Here is a 21,587-nt window from a genome sequence, read left to right as displayed (position 1 = left end):
GCCGCCGCGGAGAAATCCGCGGCGGCCCGAAGACGGCCTGACCAGGCCACGAATCACCACCCGGCAGCTCACAGCCGGATCGACTTCTTGTTCATGAACTCCTCGATCCCCAGCGGACCCAGCTCCCGGCCCATCCCCGAGCGCTTGATCCCGCCGAAGGGCAGGTCCGCCTGCGAGCCACCCGACTTGTTGAAGTACACCATCCCCGACTCGATCCGGTTCGCCACGGTGCGCATGCGGGCCGGGTCGGTGCCGAAGACGCTGGCGCCCAGGCCGAAGGGGGAGTCGTTGGCGATGGCGATGGCTTCGTCGTCGGAGGAGGCGGGGAACAGCAAGAAGACCGGGCCGAAGATTTCGTCGCGGTAGGCGTCCATGTCGGGGGTGACGTCGGTCAGCACCGTGGCCTCCAGGTAGGCGCCCGGGCCGTCGACGCGGTGGCCGCCGGTGCGCAGCACGGCGCCCTGGGAGATGGCGGTCGAGACCTGTTCGAAAACCTCGTCGGCGGCGGAGACCGAGGCCAGGGGTGGCAGCTTCGTCGAAGGGTCGGAAGGGGCGCCCGGCAGGTAGAAAGCAGCCACCCGCGCGGTCAGCTTCTCCACGAACGAGTCGTACAGCTCCCCCACCACGATGATCCGCTTGGGCGCGTTGCAGGACTGGCCGCAGTTGCGCATGCGGGCCGTCGCGACGGCGTTCACCGTCTCGTCCAGGTCGTCCGTGTCGAGGACGATCAGTGGGTCCGAGCCGCCCAGTTCGAGGACGCAGCGCTTGAGGTTCCGCCCCGCCTCGGCGGCCACCGAGATGCCGGCCTGTTCGCTGCCCGTCAGGGAAACCCCGACGATGCGCGGGTCCGCGAGGATCGACGGGACCTGCCGCGACGAGGCGAAAACGTTGACGTACGCGTCCTCCGGCACACCGGCGTCGCGCAGGACCTGCTCGATCGCGACGGCCGAGCGCGGGCAGATGGACGCGTGCTTGAGCAGAATCGTATTGCCCAGCACCAGGTTCGGCGCGACGAACCGCGCTACCTGGTACATGGGGAAGTTCCACGGCATCACGCCGAGCAGGGCGCCGATCGGCTCTTTCCGGATGACAGCGTCGCCGCCTTGAATTTTCAACGGCTCGTCGGCGATGAGGGACGGGCCGTGTTCGGCGTAGTAGGAGAAGATGTCCACGACGATGCCGACCTCGCCGCGGCCCTCGTTGACGCGCTTGCCCATCTCGAGCGTCATGATGGCGGCGAGCTCGTCGGACCGTTCGGCGAACAGCTCGCCCGCGCGCGCGACGATCTCGGCGCGTTCGGCGACCGGGCGTTCCCGCCAGGACAGGTAGCCGCGGTGGACGCGGGCGATCGCGTCGCGCACCTCCTGGTCGGTGGAGTTCTCGATCTGCTCGATCAGTTCACCCGTGGCCGGGTCGGTGACGGTGTACATCGCGGCGAGAGCCTCCGTGTTCGACGGAACGAAGCGGTCGGACGCATTCAGGCTACCAAATTGCATACAGTATGCACCAGTCCGGCGAAGGTCGTCCGACTACTCCAGAGGTTTGCTACCTCTTGACCGAAACGCCCGGTTCCCATTATGGTCTAGACCACATTCTCCCCCTTCCCCGCCCGCGCACCTCCCACGCGGCGGCTCGATCGCGCCCTCAAAGGCCATCCGTGGGAGCGGGCACCGCTGTCGAAGGAGCCCGGTATGAAAACGAACCGCAAGCTCGTGGCCGCCCTCACCGGTGCGGCGATCGCACCCGTGATCGTGCTGGTCGGCCCCGTGGGCACGGCCAGCGCCCACGGCTACGTCAACGCGCCCGCGAGCCGGCAGGCGCAATGCGCGCAGAACATCGTGTCCTGCGGCGACATCAAGTGGGAACCGCAGAGCGTGGAAGGCCCGAAGGGCCAGCGCACCTGCAACGGCGGCGTCGCGCGCTTCGCCGAACTCAACGACAACAGCAAGCCCTGGCGCGCCACCGCGACCGGCGGCACGGTCACGTTCAACTGGACGTTCACCGCCCGGCACAAGACCAGCACCTACGAGTACTACATCGGCAACACGCGCATCGCGAGCTTCAGCGGCAACAACCAGGTGCCGCCGGCCACCGTGTCGCACTCGGTGGACCTGGGCAACCGCACGGGCCGCCAGACCGTGCTGGCCATCTGGAACATCGCCGACACGGCCAACGCGTTCTACTCCTGCGTCGACCTGCAGGTGAGCTGACGAAAGCGGCGGACGGGCCTCGAACACCCGTCCGCCGCTTCCGTCCACATCAGACTCGGCGATACGCCCCGGCCTCGGCGCTGCGCCGCCCCACCAGGAACCACAGCAGCGGTCCGAGGAACGGCGCGCAGAACGCGAACACGACCCACACCAGCTTCATCCCGCCGCCCAGCGGGCTCCCGAGCACGCTGACGAGCGCGGCGAGGAAGAACACCACCGGGATCAGGATCAACGCGATGATCCCGACTCCGACGGCGATGTTCGCGGTGTGGGGGCCGTCCTGGGCTGCGGCGGCCAGCGCGGTGGGGATGGTCATCGGTCCTCTCCCTGGTTCTCGTCGGTCCACATCGGACGCGATGGGTCCAGTATGAGAGCGTGCGCCGCCGGCCCGAATCGGCTCGACGGCTCGTCCCGCGTAATCCTTAAGTAGTAGCGGCGACGGGGATCACGCGCTCCAGCAACCGCATGGCCAGCGCCGCGAACACGTTCACCACGCCCAAGACCAGCCACGGAAGCCAGTACCCGACCTCGAACAACGTGGTGAAAAACGCCGGCGCCACCAGGCTCGCGACCGTGAACGAGTACTGGAACACCGCCAGGTAACGCCCTCGCGCGCCGGGCGGCGACAGCTCCGTGGCCAGTGACTGCGACACCGGACCGTGCACGGTCTCCGCCGCGGTGAACAGGAACGTCGCGCCCAGCAGCACCGGCACCACCCACCCGAGCTGCCCCGGCACCAGCAGCGCGAACGCCAGGCACCACGCCGCCCACAGCACCGCCGAGGCCATCAGCACGCGCGTCCTGCGCAGCGGCGACACCAGCCGTACCGCGGGCGCGGTGAGGACCGTGAGCAGCACGGTGTTCCCCACCAGCATCGCGGGCGCGAGCCACGGCGGACCGTGCAGCCCCACGGTCACGAACACCGGCAACCCCAGCGCCAGCATCATGCTGGTCAACGCGAACACCGCGTTCAGCCCGGTGAACGCCAGGAACGGCCGCGCTCGCAGCATCCCCCGGTATCCGCCGGCGTCACCCTCCGCGCGCCGCGGCGCCCGCACGCGCACCGCGATCGCCGCGCCCGCGCAGAGAAAACAGGCCGCTGAGCCGTACGCGATCGCGCGATACGCCTCCGGGGTGCCGATCGTGACCACGACGCCGGTGATAAGGCCGCCGATGGCCAGCCCGGCGGTGCGGGTCACGTTCATCCACGCGAACCAGGAGTCCTTGCTCCGCGGTTTCGCGCTGCCGTCGACGAAATCCGCCACCGCGGTGAACACCGACGACCAGAAGAACCGCACCCCGATCGCCACGAACGCGGCGCTGAGGAAGATGCCGACGGGCCCGGTCACGCGCGTGAACAGCAGAAACCCGATCCCTTGCGCACCCTGCGCGGCGACCACCAGCACCCACGGACCCATCCGGTCGGCCAGCCGCCCGGCGATCAGCGGCACCGGCAGCGTCAGCGCGTTCGCCGCGCTGAGCAGCACGCCGATCAGCGCCAACGGCACCGTGGTCAGCTTCGCGAAGAACAGCACCGACAGCGGCTGGAACAACCCGTTGCCCACCGAGTCGACCACCAGCGCCGCCAGCAGCACCGCCCCACCACGGCTCCGCACGCCAGATCATCCCCCCGGGTCGGACGAGCCCCCGAGCGTAACGATCTTCAAGGCCGCGGTCGACGGAATTTCAGTGCCCTTCGAACACCGCAAGCACGCCGTCGGGCGCGTCCTCGGCGAACGACGTCACGAGGTTCTCCGCCGAACCCCGCGCGGCTTCCTCGCTGCGCGGGAACAGCGCCTTCTCGTACTGCGCAAGGGCCGCCTCGACGTTCCCGTCGGACTCGACCAGGGCCAACGCCAGCTCCGCACCGTCGATCATCGCCAGGTTCGCGCCCTCGCCGGCGAACGGCGACATCACGTGCGCCGCGTCGCCCACCAGCGTCACGCCGGGCACGCGCGCCCACTCGTGGCCCACCGGCAGCGCGTGGATCGGCCGCGGCACCAGCTCACCGTCGGCCGACTCGATCAGCGCCTTCAGTTCCGGGGCCCAGCCGGCGAATTCTTGCGACAGCTTCGCAGCCGCGTCCGACAAGTCGAGTGAGGAAACCCAGCCCTCGGGCACCTGGAGAGCGACGTAGACGTGCGCACTGCCGTCCGGCTCGCGGTGCGCCAGAATCCCCTTGCCCGGCCCGAGCGCCATGAACATTCCCCCGCCGACGAGCGCCGCGCTCTCCGGATGCTTCGCGGCGACGTCCAGCAGATCCAGTTCCACAAAGGAAATCCCGGTGTACGCGGGCACTTCGGCCGAGACGAGCGGCCGGATCCGCGACCAGGCTCCGTCGGCCCCGACGAGCACGTCGGTCTCCAGCGTCGAACCGTCGGCCAGCGCGACCTCGTGCCGGCCATCGCCCAGCGGACGGGCCGAAACCACCTTGGCGCCCCAGCGGACGGTGCCCTCCGGCAGCGACGAGAGCAGCAGGTCGCGCAAAGCACCGCGTTCGACCTCCGGCCGGGTCCCCTGGCCATCGTCCTCTTCGGACATTCGCACCACCGCGTGCCGGTCCAGCACGCGCATGGCCTCCCCGCCGCGGTGGATCAGCGGCAGGAACTCCTCGTACAGGCCGGCCGCACGTAACGCGGCCTGGCCCGTTTCCTCGTGGATGTCGAGCATCCCGCCCTGCGTGCGGGCCGATGCCGACGCGTCGACATCCAATACTGTGGCCTCGATGCCGTTGCGGTGGAGCACGGACGCGAGCGTCAGCCCGCCGAGGCCGGCTCCGATGACGGTGATCTTCATGGTCTTTCTCCTTCAGGTTCGTGGGGTGGCGGCGATTCCGGCGATCAGCGCGCGGAACGCCCAGGACAGCCGCTGCCCGGGCTCGCCGGACAGCAAGTCGGGCCCGGCGGCGGCCAGGTGCGGGTACTTCTCGGGTGACGCGTCGTGGATGACGGCCGCCAGTGCCCGCCATTCCTCGCGGTCTTCGGGGCGCTCGTCGGCGTGTTCGGCCGCCGTCGCCGTGGCGAGCTGGAGCAGCAGGTCGACGCCCCACGCCGCCTGCGCGCTCGGCACCCCGCCCTCGGCGAGCAACGCGAGCACCGTGTCCACCAGCCGCAGGTAGTTGTCCCCGCGCGGACGGGCCACGAGCGCCGACTGTGCCAGCCCGGGATAGCGGAACAAGACCGCCGTGTACGAGCCGAGCACAGCTTCGAGCCGCTCCGCCCACGTCCCGGCCGACGGAGCCGGCTCGACCTCACCGAGCAGCTCGTCGAGCACCGCGGCGTGGAGCTCCACGGTGTTGCGGACGTAGACGTACAGCGACGCCGCACCGGTGTCGAGCTCCTGCGCGAGCCGGCGCATCGTCAGCCGGGACAGGCCTTCGGCGCGCAGGATCGCGAGCGCGGCGGTGATGATTCCGGCCCGGGTGAGAGCCGGCTTGGCCGGACGTTCCCGGCGGCTGCGTGGTGCGGTCATGACTTCACGATAACGAACATGTTCGTTCCGAACAAGGTCGTAACGAACATGTTCATCCTCACAGACTCCCAGCCCTTTCGAACGAAAGGGAGGTAAGTTCGGCAGTCATGCGAGGCAACCCCCGGCACGAACGCATCCTCGAGCGGCTCCGGCGCGACGGCCGCGTCGACGTCGGTGAGCTGGCCGGCGCGCTGGACACGTCGGAGGTCACCATCCGGCGCGACCTCGACTCACTGGCCGAGCAAGGCACGCTGCGCCGCGTGCGGGGTGGCGCGGTAAGCCTGCTGATGCGCGGCGAGGAGCTGCCGTTCGCGCTGCGCGAGGTGGAGTCCGCGGCGGCGAAGGACCGGATCGCGGCCGTGGTGGGCGGGCTGGTGCGCGACGGCGAGGCCGTGGTCGTCGACAGCGGCACGAGCGGGCTCGCGGTCGCCCGCGCCCTTGCCGGCCGGCGCTTGACGGTGATGCCGCTCGCCCTGCCGAGCGCGACGGTGCTGGCCGCAAGCTCGTCGGTGAACCTGCTGCTGCCCGGCGGAACCACGCGCTTCGGCGAGGGCTCGATGGTCGGACCGATCACCGAGGCCGCGCTCGCGGCGCTGCGGTTCGACACCTTCGTGCTCACGTGCTGCGGCCTGTCGCCCGACGACGGCGTGACCGCCCACGATCTGCAGGACGCTGCTGTGAAGCGCGCCGCGAAGCGGTCTTCGCGGCGCACGGTGCTGGTTGCCGAGAGTGCCAAGTTCTCGCGCACCGCGCTGGCGACCGTGTGCGGCATGGAGGACGTGGACGTGCTGGTCACGGACGCCGAGGCGCCTTCGGAGGCACTGGAACGGTTTCGCCGAGCCGGCGTCGAGGTCCGGGTGGCGTGAGGGGATCCGTCCACACTGGACGTCTCCCACTCTCAAGCTATAGCGCACCCCAGGGCTTGCCGCAAGACCCCCGTCGTGCCGCAGAATCGGCGGCCGTCAGCGAAATGGGGGTTCGAAGTGCACGACGTGATCATCGTGGGCGCCGGTGCGGCCGGCCTGGTCCTGGCCGCCGAGCTGCGCCTTGCCGGGGTCCGGCCGCTGGTGCTGGAACGGCAGCCGCGACGCAGGGAAGTGCCGCGGGCCAACGGTCTCGGCGGCCAGATCGTGGAGCTGCTGCGCTACCGCGGGGTGCTGGAGCGGCTCGAAGCTGCCGCCTCCCCGGCGCACGCGGCGCCGTCGTTGCCGTTCGGCGGGACGCAGCTGGACCTCTCACACCTGGCCGAACCGGCGTACTACGCGCTGAGCATCCCGCAGCCGGTGCTCGAACGCACGCTCGCCGAGTACGCGGCGGAGCTCGGGGTGCAGCTGCGGGAGGGGCACGAGGTTGTCGGCCTTCGCGAAGACGCCGCGGTGACAGTGGACGTGCGTGGCCCCGACGGGCCGTACCAGCTCACTGCTCGCTACGTCGTGGGGTGCGACGGCGGCCGCAGCCGGGTCCGCGAGTTGCTGGGCCTGCCGTTCCCGGGCACGACGTACCCGGAGGTGAACCGGCTCGTCGAGGCGACGGTGCCGGATTCGGTGAACCGGCTGGAGAACGGTGACCTGGACGTACCCGGACTGGGGTTGCTGCGCCAGGGTTTCACGCGGACTGACAGCGGGGTCTTCGCGTTCGGCGCGATCGGGCCGGAGGTTCTGCTGATCAACACCGTCGAGGAGGAAGCGACCGAGTACGACGACCTCAGCCCGATGACCGAGGCCGAGTTTCAGGCCAGCATCCGCCGCGTACTCGGCGGTTCGCTGCCCCTCGGCGAGGTGCGGCGCCTGTCGCGCTACCAGTGGCAGGGCCGGCAGGTCCCCCGGTACCGGGCTGGGCGCGTCTTCGTGGCCGGCGACGCGGCGCACCTGCTGGCTTCCTCGGGGGCGTCGCTCAACCTCGGCATGCTCGACTCGGTCAACCTGGCGTGGAAACTCGCCGCGGCCGCGCAGGGTTGGGCGCCGCCCGGCCTGCTCGACAGCTACCACGCCGAACGCCACCACGCCGGCTCCCGCGCCCTCCTGCAGACCAGCGCGCAGGCCGCCCTGCGCCGCGGCCACGACCCCGCCGCGGACGCGCTTCGCGCGCTGTTCCAGGAGCTCCTCACCGACGAACAATCGTTGCGCCGCCTCGCCGCCACCATCGGCGGCACCGACCTGCGCTACCCGGCTCCCGGTTCGGACCACCCCCTGGCCGGCACCTTCGCCCGCGACTTCCCTCTGACCACCGACGACGGCCCGTCGTCTCTCGCCTCGCTGGTGCGCCCGGGCCGGCCGCTGTTCGTCGACCTCGCCGGCCGCCCGGAACTCCGCGCGGTTGCCGAACCCTGGGCTCCCCGCGTCGGCCTCCACACCGCCAAGACCCACCTCCGCCCGGCCGACGCCCTCCTCCTCCGTCCGGACGCGCACATCGCGTGGGCCGCGCCGCTCGACTCGGCCGCCGATCCGGCCGGCCTCCGCGAAGCCCTCAGGACATGGTTCGGCGCGCCTGAAGGGGCCCGAAACCGCCTCACCACACATGATCACCAAGAGTAAGTGTTCACCATGATCGATTCACCGTTTCGTGGACTGATCCTAGATCGACTTCTACCGCTAGTGTCACCGACAACCCGCTCAGCCTCGACATTCCCCCGACCGGGCGGCGGGCCAGGCCCCCTGGAAGCCCCCCTTCCGCGCCCAGGGGGCCACACAAACAACCACCCTCACTCACCCCCGGAGGAGAGCGCTTGCCACACGCGGTCGCCGGCTTTCGGCAGCAAGGTGAGCCACCTGCCGGTCGCGGTCTGGACCACGCGCAGCGCACCCGCCCGCTGCCGGCTGCGACGCGGGCCCGGCGCGCGTCGAAGGTCCCGAGCGGCGTGGCATCCGAGCACCCTTCGCCGACCGGAGTCACCTGGCGCACCGCCTGGCGAAGGTCTGCCAGCGCTCATTTCCCCTCTGCCGCCGCGACTTCCGCGTCCAGCCGCCCCTCATCGGCCGGCAGATGCAGCTGACCGACAGACATCTCCCACGCGAGTCGCAACGCCGGTAGCTCAACATAGGGCGTCACCCGAACGGTCGCGATCCACATCACTCGCGGGCCGTGGAACATTCGGTGGCCGCCTGCGTTGTACTGGCTGTCGGTACGGAGGGGTCCCCGGGCTCCACAACTCACCTTCCCGGACAGCCGGTTCGCCGGCCCCGGGTTGCGTCACTCGCCGAGAGGCGACCCCCGTGCCGGCGCAAGACCACCCGCCCCGCTGCCCCGCGCTCCCCCGACGCGGTACGGGGCGGGCGCCAGTGCTCCTGCTCTCGCTCGCCGGACCCCCAGCCGGCGGAGCCGGGAGCGGGAGCACCCTCAGTACCCTCAGTACCCTCCATTGTGGATCATCGGGAATACCTCCACACCGGCACTAGTTACAACCTTTGCCGGTGCGGTGGTGTCCCCGGGCTCCACCCACTGCCTTCCCGGACCGTCGCACAGACGCCGGGTCGCGCCAACCGCCGAGAGGCGACCCCCGCACCGGCCCGAAACCCAACCTCCTCAGACCACCCCACCCCGCTGCGCCGCAGTTGCCCCGAGGCAGCGCGGGGCGGGCTCATGTGCTCCTGCTCCTGTCGCCGGACCCACTGCCGCGGCGGGAGCGGGGGCATCCAAACGTCCACAGTGGATCATGAAATCAGGATCATGCAAATCACCTGAGCGACCTGCGTCACAAGGGAAATCCGGAACACCGGCCACGCCCAGGCGTTGTACAGAGTGTCGGTACGGCGGGTGTCCCCGGGCCTCACCCACTGCCTTCCCGGGCCGTCGCAAGACGCCGGGTCGCGCCACTCGCCGAGAGGCGACCCCCCGTACCGACGCAAGCCACTCGAAGAGAAAGCTCCCGCCCGCACCCGCCGATCCCCCCATCGGCGCGGCGCCCGAGGCGGGAAACAGTGCCCCCGCTCCCTGTCCGCGCGAACTCCCCCTCCGCAGCGACGGGACCGGGGGCACGCCCTTATCCGGAGTCAGGCGCGGAGCCGGGCCAGGGCAGCGCGTCCTGCAGCAGCCCGAGCATCCCCGACACCAGCCGCATCTGCTCGACCGTGCGGATGTCGGCCTCGAGCAGATGCGGCGAACACACCAGCACCGCCACCGACTGCGCCCGCGACAGCGCGACGTTCAGCCGGTTGCGCGAGAGCAGGAAGTCGAGCCCGCGCGGGAGGTCGACGGCCGAGGACGACGTCATCGTCGTCACCACCACCGGCGCCTCCTGGCCCTGGAACCGGTCGACCGTGCCCACGCGGACGTCGCCGAAGCCGGCTTCGGCCAGCGCGCGCGTGACCACGCGGGCCTGCAGGTTGTAGGGCGCCACCACGAGGAAGTCGGCGTCCGTCAGCGGACGGCCCTCCCACGTGCGCCCGTGCAGCGCCGAGATCACCGAGACGACCTCGGCCGCCTCCTCCACCGAACGCGTCGTGTTCCCCCGGTGCTCCACCGACGCCAGGTACAGCCCCGACGCGAACCCGTCGACCGACCGCGACGCCGACGGGTGCGAGTGCAGCAACCCCGCGTAGGACAGCCGCGAAACGGGCGCGCACACCGCCGGGTGCATGCGCCGCGTCTGGTCGAGGAAGTAGCCCAGGTGCGCCGGCATGATGTCGGCGTCGCCGATCAGGTGCCCCAGCGCCGAGGCCTCCGCGCCCGCCGGGTGCGTGCCCTGCACCACCTGCGGCAACTGCTGCGGATCACCCAGCAGCACCACGTTCTTCGCGCACGTCGACACGGCCAGCGCGTCGGCCAGCGCGAACTGGCCGGCCTCGTCGATCACGAGCACGTCGAACGGCTCCGCGCGCACAGCCGCGTTGGCGAACGTCCACGCCGTGCCGCCCACCAGGTGCCCGGTGTCGTGTTCCTCGCGCCAGCGCACCAGAGCGTTGTTGTTCTTCGGCTGTTCCCACGCCGCCGAGGGGTCCGGCGTCCGCTTCGCGCGTTTGGCACACGCCAGCGAAGGATCGTTGCCCAGCGCGGCGGCAAGCACGTTCTCCACGGCCTTGTGACTGTTGGACGTGACCCCGACCGTCCGGCCCGAACGCACGAGGTGCGCGATCAGCCTGCCCGCCAGGTATGTCTTCCCCGCGCCCGGCGGGCCCTGCACGGCGAGCACGGAACCGTCGAGCGCGTCGACGGCCTCGATCACCGTCGCGACCAGATCCTCACCCGCGGCAGGCAACGCGCCGCCGGTCCGCAACCGCGGCGACGTCCGGCGCAGGAGGTCCACACCAGGGTGCTTCGGCAGCACCGGCAGGGTTTCCCCGACGAGCCGGGCGAGATCGGCCACGGCCTCGTCCTTCGGCGACGGCCGCACCGGGCTGCCGGGCAGCACCGCGGCCGGACGGTCGTTCGACGTCGCGTCGGGCGCGCTGCTCTCCTCCAGCGTCAGCTCGACGGCCGAGGAAGCCACCACCTTCGCGTCGCGCGCTTCGGCGCCGTAACGCAGGCGCACGTCGTCGCCCGGTGCGAACGGGTGCGGCCGGTCCGGGTCGCACGCCACGACGAGCGTCCGCTTCGCCGTGCGCAGCCGGCCGGACGGCGGCACCCACTCGCCGACGGACACCGAAACGGGCACCGCGCACGTCGTGTCGATCTCCAGGTCACCGAGCGGCGCCGCCAGCTGGCGGAAGAACTCCCACCATGCCGGGTTCGTCTCACGCCGGTGGTAGCCCACGGACGCGGCGAGCAGCGCACGGGCGTGGTCGTCCGGGGTGAACTCCGCCGGATCGTCGGGCAGGCCGTCGAGCAACGGGTCGACGAGCGCCGCCATCGCGGCCGCGCGCTCCGCCCGCCGTTGCGCCGCGACGTCTTCCTCGGTCTCCCGCAGCAGAGCGTCCACATCGGACTCGGGCGCCGGCTCGACGAGGTCGATGCCCTCGTCCGCGCGCACCCGATGCAGGAAATCCAGCAGCCGCAGGGTGGACACGCAGTCGTACTCGTTGTACTCACCGATGCCGCGCAGCACTTCGTCGGCCCGCTCGGACTCTCCGGCGGCCGTGAGCGTGAGGTAGTCCTCGTACGCCTCGATGCTGGACGCGGCCGTCTTCACGTCGCCGTCGCGCGCGGCGGGCATGTAGAGCGGCTCGAGGTACTTGATCGAGTACGACCGCTGCCCGACCCGCAACGCCTTGCGCACCACCGCGTACAGGTCCACGAGCGCGCCGCACCGCAACAGCTCGTCCACGGCTTCCTCGCGTGTGCCGTGCACGGCGGCGAGACGCTTGATGGCGGTGACCTCATACGGCGCGTAGTGGTACACGTGCGCGCCGGGGTGTTCGGCCAGCCGCGCGGTGGCGAAGTCCACGAACTCCTCGAACGCGCGCTTCTCCTGCGCCCGGGAGTGGGCCCAGAACGGGGTGAACCGCTGACCGTCAGTGTCGTCGGGGGCGTCCGAGTCGTCCGTCACCGCACCGAACAGGTACTCGAGCCCGGAGCCCGCCAACGCGTACGGGTCGCCTTCCATGTCGAAGAAGACGTCGCCCGGGCTCGGCGGCGGCAGCTGGGCGAGCGCGGCGGGATCGATCACCTCGTAGGCGAGCTCGCCCGTCTCGTCCTGGCGCACCTGGATCGCGGCCTGCGCGCGCAACGTCGTGTACGTGGTCGCGGACATGTCGCGCGGCCGGTCGTCCGGCCCGGCGGCGGCGAGCTTGTCGATCGTCGCGAGACCGGCCGTCACGAGCTTGCGCCGCTGGTCTCCGCGCATGCCCGCGACGAGCGACAGGTCACGGTCCGCCTCCCGCGCCGTCGAGCAGTGCTGCGCGAAGCTGCAGGCTCCGCACGCCGGCCGTTCGTCGGCCCACAGCTGCAGCGGCAGCCGGGCCGGGCGGTCGCGCAGCCGCGAGCGCAGGCGGTCGAGCAGCGGGAGGAAGTCGTCGACGCGCAGCGTGCGCGTGGTGCCGTCGCCCAGCAGCAAGTGCATGTCCGGACCAGCCGGCCAACCCGCGCGGCGCAGCGCATCGGCGTACGCGGTCAGCTGGACCACCGCGGACGGCTTGGCGTGCCGGGCGAGCTTGGTGTCGTAGACCTCGTAGCGGCCTTCGTCGTCGCGCAGCAGGAAATCGGCGCGGCCGGTGAACTCGTCGTCGTGGAACACGGCCTGGTAGACCACGGGCGCGCCCGCGCGCAGCGCCTCCTCCGTCACCTTCGCGGCGACGACCGGATCACGCTCCTCGATCTCCACGACCTTGCGTTCGGCCCGCAGCCGCTCGAGCGTCGCCTCCTCGTGCGCGCGCCCGTGCTTCACGGCCAGCTGATCAGGTCCTGAACCGGGCCTCGGCGCGCCGGGCAGCCCCGCTGCCAGCGCCTGCGTGAGGACGCTCCGGTGCTCGCACTCGAGCAGATCGGCGAGATCGGACGGCGTGTACATCGCCCGGAAGTCTGGCACGACCGCCGGCGCGCCCCGCCCACCCCGGGCACCGACACGCCGACGGCCCAGGTCACGGCCGGTGAGCCGTCAGCGCCGGCGGGGCAGCGGAATCACGTCGAAGTCGCGCGCCACGTGGATCTCCCCGTCGAAGACCTCCGCCGCCTCCTCCCCGAACGCGTCGGCCTCCGCATAGGGGTAGCGCTGCGAGAAGTGGGTCAGCACGAGCTTGCGCACACCTGCCGCCGCGGCGAGACGGCCGGCGTCGGTGCTGGTGAGGTGGCCGTAGCGGGTGGCGATGTCGGCGTCGGCGGCGCGGAAGGTCGACTCGGCGACCAGCAGGTCCGCGTCGCGCGCGCAGTCCAGGGCTCCCGCGCACGGGCGCGTGTCCATGACGAACGCCACAACCTGTCCGGGCTTCGGCTCGCTGACGTCGGCGAGGTGAACAGTGCGGCCGTCGACCTCCAGCGAGCCTTCCCGCTGCAGCCGGCTGATGTCCGGACCTCGGACGCCGGCCGCGGCGAGGCGGTCGGGGAGCATGCGGATGCCGTCGGGTTCGGTGTAGCGGTAGCCGAAGCAGTCGATGCGGTGGTCGAGGACGTGGGCGGACATCGGGCCGTCGGTCCAGCCGTCGGCGAGCACCGGGCGCGGGACGACCTCGGCGCGCTCGTGGTAGACGGTGGAGTAGCGCAGGCGCTCGAAAAACGCCTGGCCGGAGGCCGGGTAGTGGCAGCGCACGGGCCGCGGCACGGCGTCGAGCGACAGCCGCTGCAGCACGGCGGAGAGGCCGAGGCTGTGGTCGCCGTGGAAGTGGGTGATGCAGATGCGCGTGAGCTCCGCGGCGGCAACGCCGGCGTGGGTCATCTGCCGCTGCGTGCCCTCTCCCGGGTCGAACAGCACGCCGTCGGTGTCGAAACGCAGGAGGTACCCGTTGTGGTTGCGGTGCCGGGTCGGCGTCTGGCTCGCCGACCCGAGCACCACGAGCTCACGTCGTGACATGCCGCCCATCTTCGACGATCACCGGCCGCCGGGAAAAGCGGACGGCCACCCGGTCCATTCCGGGTGGCCGTCATGATCGAAATTGCTGTGCGAATTCAAGCGGGCACTTTCCGCGTTATTCGATCTTCGAATCGCGTCATATTCCGCCGACGCGGTCGAAGAGCGTTTCGCGGTAGTACTGGGCCGCCTCGGTCAGACGCGCGACGAGGCCGGGCCCCGTCGGCACACCCGTGCGCGCCCAGACGCGGCTGCTCTCGTACCAGTGGTCTCGCGTGAGCAGGGAATACTGGTGATCGCTGAGCCACGGCAACGCTTCCCGCGTCCGCTCACGGTGTTCTCCGAGCGGCAGGTCCGCCGCGGGCAGCGGCTCGCCGAGCAGGTCGCACACGGCCGTGACCAGGCGCCGCATCCGCACCGGCCGCGGGTCGGCCACGTGGAAGACCTCCCCCGGCAGGCCCGGCCGGTGGATCAACGCGACGACAACCGCCGCGAGATCCGTGACCGAGACCACCGACGTCCGCGCGTCGCCGCCCGCCGCCCACGCCGGGACCGCGCGCAGCCACCGCACCAGCGCGGGGACCACGTGCCGGTCGCCGACGCCGTAGACCAGGTGCGGCCGAAGGACCGCACCGCCGGCCGCGCGCACGAGCCGTTCGGCCGCGAGCCGGCTGCGGCTCGTGGCCGATGCCGGACCCGTGACCAGCACCGACTCCGACGCGCCGCGGTGATCGCCGTCGCGGTAGACCGCGCAGGTGCTCAGGTGCAGCACCCGCGTGGTGCCGGCGCGCGCCGCCTCCGCGAGCAACGCGCGGGTGCCGTCCTCGTTGACGGCAGTGCACAGCTGTTCGTCCCCACCGACCTGCGCCGCGAGGTGCACGAGCGTGGTGACGCCCGCGCACGCCCCGGCCAGGCTCGCCGGGTCGGCGAGGTCACCCGCCACGGGCCGCACGCCCGCATCCGCCGGCCACGCCGCCGTCCCATCGGGCAGCGGCCGCCGCACGAGGACCCGCACGCGCGGGCCGCACCCGCTCGCGACGAGCTCCCGCACCACTGCGGAGCCGATGAAGCCGGTGGCGCCGGTGACCAGGATGTCTGTCGTACTGACCGCCCCCAGGTCGGCAGTCATGACAGACGCATCGCCAGCGTGGTCGTCACCGCGGTCTTGCCGTACTGCTCGAACTCCACGCGCACCAGGCGGCAGTCGTCCTCCGCCGGATCCAGCTCCGTGGCCACGACCCGGCATTCGGCCTCGAACTCCACGTAGGCGTGGAACTCGATCTCCGCCCGCAGCGGCAGCGCGTGCGGGTCGCCGACCGTGAGCAACGCGGCCTGCCGCGCGGCCTCGACCATGACCATGCCCGGCACGTGGTCCACCGTGTGGTCGAAGAGCACTGCGTGGTCCGGGTCGAACTGCAGCGCCCAGACGCCCGTCTCCGAAGTGGCCGCGACCAGCACGTCCTGCGTGTGGTTGCGCCCGACCTCGGCCGGTTCGACGGTGGGCAGCACCCTGACCTGGAACGGCGTCGCCGCGAAGTGCTCGCCGCGCAGCCGCCGGTAGACCGCCGACGAGACGCACCGCCAACGCTCCGAAGCCGTGCCGACGTGCGTGCCGTCGCGGAACATGTCGAACTCGTACCGCATGCCGCCGACGTTCTTGCCGCGGTACTGCACGTCGTGCGCGCTGACCTGCAACACCACGTTCACCGGACGGCAGTCGGTGGCCAGCCCCGCCTCGTCGACCTCGTACGCCTTGTGGTCGGAGAGGAAGTTGTGGCCGAGCGGCACCCCGTACGCGCGGTGGGCGAGCAGCATCGCGGCTTGGCGGCAGGTTTCGGTGTACAGCAACGGGTCGTGCGAAGCCGCGGTGCGCGGGCCGAAGAAGCCGTGGCGCCGCGGCCACTGCGCGCCGAGTTCGAAGCGGCCCGGCCCCAGGATGTTCAGATCGGTGACGAAGACTTCCGACACCGCCGCCCGGTGCACGAGGCTGCGCGGGATCGTCTGCTGGAAGTCGATCTGTCTCTTCGCCGGAATTTCATCGATCGTTTCAGTGGATGATCTTCCTACTGTCTCCGCTAGCAGTGTGCCGACCATGTCGGACCTCCCAGAAAGAAATTCCCCAGTTTCCCCAGTACTCCCCCGCTCAATTTCTAGCGGAATCCGAGAGGCAAAACCATACCTACCTACCGGTTTTTTTCGCTGGCTCTACGGCCCGCCGACCGGTACACTGGTCGCTTGCACCGGTCCACGACGGACCAGATCCCCTTGTGCACGAAGGAGTTAGGCGTGGCTCGCCAGGAACGCGCGGAGCAGACCCGGAAGACCATCCTCACCGCCGCGGCGTCGCGGTTCGATGCGGTCGGCTTCCTCGGGGCGAGCCTGTCCGACATCCTGGCCGAGGCCGGCGTCACCAAGGGTGCGCTGTACTTCCACTTCAAGTCGAAGGAAGACCTCGCCGACGCGCTGATGCAGGAGCAGTTCGCGGTGGCGGACTCGTCGCCGGCGCTGGCGAACCCGGGGCTGCAAACGGTGATCGACTGGTGCCACAGCCTCGCCGTCAGCCTGCAGAGCGACGTCTTCGTGCGCGCCAGCATCCGGCTCGTCATCGAGCAGGGTTCGTTCGTCACGCCGGCCGCCAGTGCCTACAAGCAGTGGATCGACCTCGTCCACGGGTGCCTGCTCGCCGCCAAGGCCGCGGGCGACCTGCGCAAGGAGATCAACACCCACGATCTCGCGCAGTACGCCGTCGGGTCGTTCACGGGGATCCAGCTGAGCTCCCAGGTGCTCACGGACCGGACCGACCTGCGCGAGCGCGTCACGTTCATGTGGGCGACGCTGCTGCCCTCGATCGTGCCGCCGCGCCGGCTGCACAGGTTCAACCCGGCCGGGAACCTCGAAGAGCAGCCCGCCTGAGCCGGCTCATCGCGCGGTGCTCGACACCGGCTCGGCCAGCTCGATCACGCGCCAGAGCTCGGAAAGCGTGCGCGAGAGGTCAGTGTCGGCCGAGATCGTGCCACTCGCGACCACCGACTCGAGGCCGACGCAGGTCACGACCACCAGCAGCGTCGCCATGTCGGGCAACACCTCAGCGCTGAGCTCGCCCGCGTCGTGTGCCTCGGCGATGTAGCGCCGCACCTGGGCGAGCCAAGCGCGCGTGAAGGCGACGTAGCGGGCATCCTTCGAACCCATCTCCCGCGTGAGCCGGAAACTGGCACCGACCTTGGGATCGGCGCCGAGCCAGTGCATGAGGGCCCGGCTGAGCTCGGCAAGCCTGCGCAGGGCAGGCACATTGCTCGTGCGATCGACGCGGTCCACGTGCTCCTGGAGCACGGCGACCGCGGCGCCCTGGACCTCGTCGCAGACCTCGTCCTTCGAGGAGAAGTGGAAGTACAGGCCACCCTTGGTGACGCCCGCCTGGCGCGCGATGTCCACCATGCTCGTGGCCGCGTAGCCGTCGCGGTGCAGCAGCTCGGCGGCAGCGTCCAGCAACAAGAGCCGGGTCTGCTCCGCTCGCGCCTGCTTCGTCACCGTCGTCCCCATCCGCTCCGGCCGGGCACGTCCGCTCCGACCTGTTCAGAGTAAGATACCAACCGCCCGGTTTACAAGGATTCCGGGCACAATTCAGGGCCACTACCTGGACCGAGGCCCTTTTTCTTGATCAAAACAGACCGACCTCCCGGTTTTATCTTGAAAACCGACCTCCCGGTTTGGTAAGTTGCTCACGTGGGGCCAGGCAAGTCCGGCAGGCAGGGGCGCTGGGGGCGCCGCCGATGCCGGCCCCCCGACGACGCGGACACCGGAGGGCGTTCATATGAACTACGAAATTCTGGGGCAGATCAGAGTCAGCGGCCGGCCCGGTGTCAGCGCACCCAGGGCACGCAAGATCGAGACGCTGCTCGCCGCACTGCTGGCCAAGAACAACCAGGTGGTCACCACCGAGCACCTCATCGGCGAGATCTGGGGCGAAAACCCCCCGGCGCGCGCGAGCGCCGCGCTGTACGTCTACGTCTCCCAGCTGCGCAAACTCCTGCGCGGCACCCCGGCCGACGCCGAGGACAGCCCCGTGGTCACCAGCCCGCGCGGCTACTCCCTGCACGTCGGCATCGACGAACTCGACGCCGACCGCTTCACCCGCCTCTACCAGGAGGGCCGCGCCCTGCACTGGGACCGCAGCTACGGCCAGGCGGCCACCGTCCTGCGCCACGCCGCGGACCTCTGGCGCGGCCCCGCCTTCGGCGGCTTCACCGATTCGCCTGACGTGCAGGCGTACGCCACGCTGCTGGAGGAGACGCGCCTGGAGTGCCTCGAGCTGCTCATGGAGACCGAGCTGCTCATCGGCCGCCACCGCGAAGTCGTGGGCCAACTCTCGGCGCTGGCCAAGGAACACACCCTGCGCGAGACGTTCTACGAGTACCTCATGACGGCACTGCTGCGGTCCAACCGTCGCGCCGAGGCCCTCGAAACGTTCGCCTCCGCACGCCAGAACTTGGTTCAGCAGCTGGGAATCGAGCCCGGAGTGTCCCTACGCAAGCTTCACCAGAGCATCTTGGTGGGGGAAATGTCCGACGCGGTGTGATTCCGCACAGCAAGGAACGCCCGGCTACTGCTTTCGTTGCAGTAGCCGGGCTTCCTGTTGCTCGGTCTCTTTCGCTCGCCCGCAATACTTTCGTTCCGTCGCTCCAGCACACGCCGGCCGACGGAATACCGCTACCGCCCCCAATTGGGGCGCTCTGGCCCGTCATCAACTGCAGGCCGCCCACACAACCCGACACCCACCTGACTCCGGCGCCCCACCTCCCCAACCGCCGGCCGGCCACCCAACTCACCACCCCACCAACCCCTCCCCGAACCTTCCCCCGCCCGGCCCCCCGATGCTTTTCCACAACACGGTAGGGATCGGCTTGTCAAGGCACGCTTTCCCGCCTTGACAAGCCGATCCCTACCGTCGTAACAATCAAAAATCGGGGTTCCCCACCCGACACCCGGCAATGGTGTGCGCAGCACGCCGAGCCGGACCGAGCCGCAGTCGGAGCCGAGACCGCCCCCCTCAACTCCGATACACAGAAACCACCGGCCCACCACACTCAACCGGCTCCCCGTACCACCCACCCCACCGCGAATCCAACGCCAACTCCGCCAGCTCAGCCATCAAATCCAACTCAGCCGGCCACACATACCGCAACTCCGACCCACCCAACACCACAATCTGCCGAACACAATCCACCTCACGCACCCAAACATCCGAAGCCCACCGCCCCGGATCCGGCTGCCGCCCCTGCACCACCAACGCCCCACCCGGCCGCATCACTCTCGCCAGCGAACGAACAGCACGCACCTGCTCCCGCTGCCCCGAAAACCGTGACAACGCATCCCCACCGACGAAAACCGCGTCAAACCGCGCCCCCGACGGCAGCCCCCGGGAAGAAGAAGCCACCGTGACCGCGTAACCCTCCCCAGCCAACGCGTCCGCAACCGGCCCCCCACCCAGGACCAGCACCCGCCCATCCCCACGCCGACGAGCGACCCGATCGGTCACCTCGGCAAGGAATGCCACGGCTCCGGCCGGGTCGTCGGCCAGCGGGGCGAGCCACACGTCAAGAACGTCAGCCGGCAACTCATCGATGCGGGTCGGCATCACGCCACCTCACTTCACGCACTGGTCTTGTCTGCTCAACGCAGCGTTCCCGACCGACCTAAAGTCGACCTTGCACACGACGAAGGGGCGGCCCGCACCAGGCGGGCCGCCCCGAGAGAACAAGCTCAGACCGTCGCGCGCTGGTGGAACTTGCGCACCGTCAGGACCGCCGCGAGCACCGTGATCGGGATCCACCAGGCCAGCGCGAGCCAGCCCGTGGCGCCGAGCGCGGAGCCGTTCATCAGGTGTCGGGCGGCGTCGATCAGGACCGTCACCGGCTGGTTGTCGACGATGACCCGCAGGACGCTCGGCATCGACGCCGTCGGAACCAAGGCGCTGGTGGCGTAGGGCACGAAGACCAGGATCATACCCAGGCCGCTCGCGCCTTCCACCGTCTTGGCGATCGAGCCGAGCAGGGTGGCCAGCCAGAACACGCCGGTCGCGAAGAGCACCAGCAGGCCGACCGCGCCGAGCCAACCGAGGACGCCGCCGCCGGGGCGGAAGCCGATGGCGAGTCCGACGGCCACCATCACCACGAGCGAGAGCATGCTGCGCAGCACACCCGACACCACGTGGCCGACCAGCACGGCCGAGCCGGCCATCGGCATGGAACGGAAGCGTTCGACGAGGCCGTTGGTGAGGTCGGCGGACACACCGACCACAGTGGACGTGGAGTTGAAGCCGACGCTGATCACGATCAGGCCCGGAATCAGGTAGTCGATGTAGTTCATGCCGGGCAGGTTGATCGCGCCGCCGAACATGAAGCGGAACAGCAGGAGCAGCACGATCGGCAGCGAAACCGCCTGGATCAGCATCTCCGGGTTGCGGGTGATGTGCTTGATGTTGCGCCCGATCAGCACCCGGTAGTCGGACACCGCGAGCGAGAGCGCCGAACGGGCGGGAGTGGCGGGGATCTGGGTCCCCTCCGTCTCCCTCGACAGGGTCTGGGTCATCTCACTTCTCTCCCGCGGTTGAGGTCAGGGTGTGGAAGACGTCGTCGAGGGTCGGCTCGGAGAGCTCGAGACCGGTGGTCTCGAGGCCCGCGTCGGCGACCTGGTTGAGCACCCGCCGGACCTGCGCGGGGTTGTCGATCGCGATGCTCACCGTCGTGTCGAGCAGCACGCCCTCGACGACGGTGTGCGCGCGTTCCGCCTCCACGGGGGTGGCGAAGGTGAGCTTGAGGCGTTCGGTGCCGACGCGGCGCTTGAGCTCGGCCGCGGTGCCCTCGGCGACCACACGGCCCTTGTCGATCACGGCGATGCGGTCGGCGAGCTGGTCGGCTTCCTCGAGGTACTGGGTGGTGAGCAGGATCGTGGTGCCGCCGTCGAGCAGCTGCCGGATCGCGTCCCACATCGCCGAGCGGCTGCGCGGGTCGAGCCCGGTGGTCGGCTCGTCGAGGAACAGCACCGGCGGCGACGTGATGAGGCTGATCGCGAGGTCCAGCCGGCGGCGCATGCCACCGGAGTACGTCTTGACCTGCCGCGTCGACGCGTCCACGAGGTCGAACTGCGCGAGCAGCTCCGTGGCGCGCGCCTTCGCGTCAGCAGTCGAGAGGTGGAACAGCCGGGCCATCATCTCGAGGTTCTCGCGCCCGGTGAGCAGCTCGTCGACCGCGGTGTCCTGGCCGGTCAAGCCGATCTGCTCGCGCACCTTGCGCTTGGGGCCGTCGAGGTCGTGGCCGTTGACGGTCACCGTGCCGCCGTCGGCCTTCAGGAGCGTGCTGAGGATCCGCACGGTCGTGGTCTTGCCGGCGCCGTTGGGGCCCAGGAGCGCGAACATCGTGCCCCGCTCCACGCTGAGGTCGACGCCCTCCAGCACGTCGACGTCGCCATAGGACTTGCGCAGCCCCCGTGCTTCTATTGCGTAGCCGGTGACCATCGGTTACCTCTCCTCGTTC

18 protein-coding genes are annotated in these 21,587 nt (G+C 70.4%); 5 read left to right on the top strand and 13 right to left on the bottom strand.

Translation table 11 applies throughout. The features are described from left to right. Positions 1-68: 68 nt before the first annotated feature. On the bottom strand, positions 69-1,430 hold the full coding sequence (locus tag AB0H62_RS30020; protein WP_360589685.1) for an NAD-dependent succinate-semialdehyde dehydrogenase: 1,362 nt from the start codon (positions 1,428-1,430) through the stop codon (positions 69-71). Between the two features lie 261 nt (positions 1,431-1,691). Between AB0H62_RS30020 and AB0H62_RS30015 the strand changes: the two genes are divergently transcribed. Continuing rightward, complete coding sequence (locus AB0H62_RS30015; protein WP_360589683.1) at positions 1,692-2,210, top strand: lytic polysaccharide monooxygenase auxiliary activity family 9 protein; 519 nt, start codon at positions 1,692-1,694, stop codon at positions 2,208-2,210. A gap of 49 nt (positions 2,211-2,259) precedes the next feature. Here AB0H62_RS30015 and AB0H62_RS30010 read toward each other — a convergent pair whose 3' ends face one another. The 4 genes from AB0H62_RS30010 to AB0H62_RS29995 all read right to left on the bottom strand — a co-directional run bounded on the left by AB0H62_RS30010 (position 2,260) and on the right by AB0H62_RS29995 (position 5,681). Next, complete coding sequence (locus AB0H62_RS30010; protein WP_360589681.1) at positions 2,260-2,526, bottom strand: PLD nuclease N-terminal domain-containing protein; 267 nt, start codon at positions 2,524-2,526, stop codon at positions 2,260-2,262. 106 nt (positions 2,527-2,632) lie between these two features. Further along, entirely contained in the window at positions 2,633-3,826 is a 1,194-nt protein-coding gene (locus AB0H62_RS30005; RefSeq protein ID WP_220243459.1) for an MFS transporter, read from the bottom strand. 70 nt (positions 3,827-3,896) lie between these two features. Further along, on the bottom strand, positions 3,897-5,006 hold the full coding sequence (locus tag AB0H62_RS30000) for an NAD(P)/FAD-dependent oxidoreductase (RefSeq protein ID WP_220243460.1): 1,110 nt from the start codon (positions 5,004-5,006) through the stop codon (positions 3,897-3,899). A 12-nt stretch (positions 5,007-5,018) separates the two neighbouring features. Next, on the bottom strand, positions 5,019-5,681 hold the full coding sequence (locus AB0H62_RS29995; protein WP_360589678.1) for a TetR/AcrR family transcriptional regulator C-terminal domain-containing protein: 663 nt from the start codon (positions 5,679-5,681) through the stop codon (positions 5,019-5,021). Between the two features lie 107 nt (positions 5,682-5,788). On the opposite strand from AB0H62_RS29995, the gene AB0H62_RS29990 reads away from it, so the two are divergent. Then, on the top strand, positions 5,789-6,547 hold the full coding sequence (locus AB0H62_RS29990) for a DeoR/GlpR family DNA-binding transcription regulator (protein WP_220243462.1): 759 nt from the start codon (positions 5,789-5,791) through the stop codon (positions 6,545-6,547). Between the two features lie 117 nt (positions 6,548-6,664). Continuing rightward, positions 6,665-8,215: an FAD-dependent monooxygenase gene (locus tag AB0H62_RS29985; RefSeq protein ID WP_360589675.1), complete on the top strand. Its 1,551-nt coding sequence runs from the start codon at positions 6,665-6,667 to the stop codon at positions 8,213-8,215. Positions 8,216-9,660: 1,445 nt separating this feature from the next. Here the strand turns inward: AB0H62_RS29985 and AB0H62_RS29980 are convergent. From AB0H62_RS29980 to AB0H62_RS29965, 4 genes are all read right to left on the bottom strand, one after another. Beyond that, positions 9,661-13,062, bottom strand: coding sequence for a TM0106 family RecB-like putative nuclease (locus AB0H62_RS29980; RefSeq protein WP_360589673.1), 3,402 nt, complete (start codon positions 13,060-13,062; stop codon positions 9,661-9,663). An 87-nt stretch (positions 13,063-13,149) separates the two neighbouring features. Then, positions 13,150-14,058, bottom strand: coding sequence for a ribonuclease Z (locus AB0H62_RS29975; RefSeq protein WP_220243465.1), 909 nt, complete (start codon positions 14,056-14,058; stop codon positions 13,150-13,152). A 136-nt stretch (positions 14,059-14,194) separates the two neighbouring features. After that, positions 14,195-15,184 carry an NAD-dependent epimerase/dehydratase family protein gene (locus AB0H62_RS29970; protein WP_360589671.1) on the bottom strand — a complete coding sequence of 330 codons (990 nt, stop codon included), beginning with the start codon at positions 15,182-15,184 and terminating at the stop codon, positions 14,195-14,197. Continuing rightward, positions 15,181-16,149, bottom strand: coding sequence for a ScbA/BarX family gamma-butyrolactone biosynthesis protein (locus tag AB0H62_RS29965; RefSeq protein WP_360589669.1), 969 nt, complete (start codon positions 16,147-16,149; stop codon positions 15,181-15,183). Before AB0H62_RS29965 ends, AB0H62_RS29970 begins: the two co-directional genes overlap by 4 nt. Before the next feature lie 192 nt (positions 16,150-16,341). Between AB0H62_RS29965 and AB0H62_RS29960 the strand changes: the two genes are divergently transcribed. Further along, entirely contained in the window at positions 16,342-16,968 is a 627-nt protein-coding gene (locus tag AB0H62_RS29960; protein ID WP_360589667.1) for a ScbR family autoregulator-binding transcription factor, read from the top strand. A gap of 6 nt (positions 16,969-16,974) precedes the next feature. Here the strand turns inward: AB0H62_RS29960 and AB0H62_RS29955 are convergent, their stop codons facing one another. Then, complete coding sequence (locus AB0H62_RS29955) at positions 16,975-17,583, bottom strand: ScbR family autoregulator-binding transcription factor (protein WP_255638366.1); 609 nt, start codon at positions 17,581-17,583, stop codon at positions 16,975-16,977. Between the two features lie 283 nt (positions 17,584-17,866). Between AB0H62_RS29955 and AB0H62_RS29950 the strand changes: the two genes are divergently transcribed. After that, positions 17,867-18,631 (top strand): AfsR/SARP family transcriptional regulator, encoded by a 765-nt coding sequence (locus AB0H62_RS29950; RefSeq protein WP_220243470.1) that lies wholly within the window; start codon positions 17,867-17,869, stop codon positions 18,629-18,631. 471 nt (positions 18,632-19,102) lie between these two features. Here the strand turns inward: AB0H62_RS29950 and AB0H62_RS29945 are convergent, their stop codons facing one another. The 3 genes from AB0H62_RS29945 to AB0H62_RS29935 form a co-directional block, all read right to left on the bottom strand. Continuing rightward, the gene (locus tag AB0H62_RS29945; RefSeq protein ID WP_220243471.1) at positions 19,103-19,690 is read right to left on the bottom strand and encodes a hypothetical protein; all 588 of its coding nucleotides are present in this window, start codon (positions 19,688-19,690) and stop codon (positions 19,103-19,105) included. Positions 19,691-19,815: 125 nt separating this feature from the next. After that, complete coding sequence (locus tag AB0H62_RS29940) at positions 19,816-20,643, bottom strand: ABC transporter permease (protein ID WP_360589664.1); 828 nt, start codon at positions 20,641-20,643, stop codon at positions 19,816-19,818. Between the two features lies 1 nt (position 20,644). Continuing rightward, positions 20,645-21,568 carry an ATP-binding cassette domain-containing protein gene (locus tag AB0H62_RS29935; RefSeq protein WP_220243473.1) on the bottom strand — a complete coding sequence of 308 codons (924 nt, stop codon included), beginning with the start codon at positions 21,566-21,568 and terminating at the stop codon, positions 20,645-20,647. Positions 21,569-21,587: the final 19 nt, after the last annotated feature.

This window comes from Amycolatopsis sp. NPDC050768, from assembly GCF_040654155.1.
Taxonomy (GTDB): domain Bacteria; phylum Actinomycetota; class Actinomycetes; order Mycobacteriales; family Pseudonocardiaceae; genus Amycolatopsis.
The sequence above is the reverse complement of the archived record's forward strand: the minus strand, read 5'-3'. Positions and strand labels throughout refer to the sequence as shown.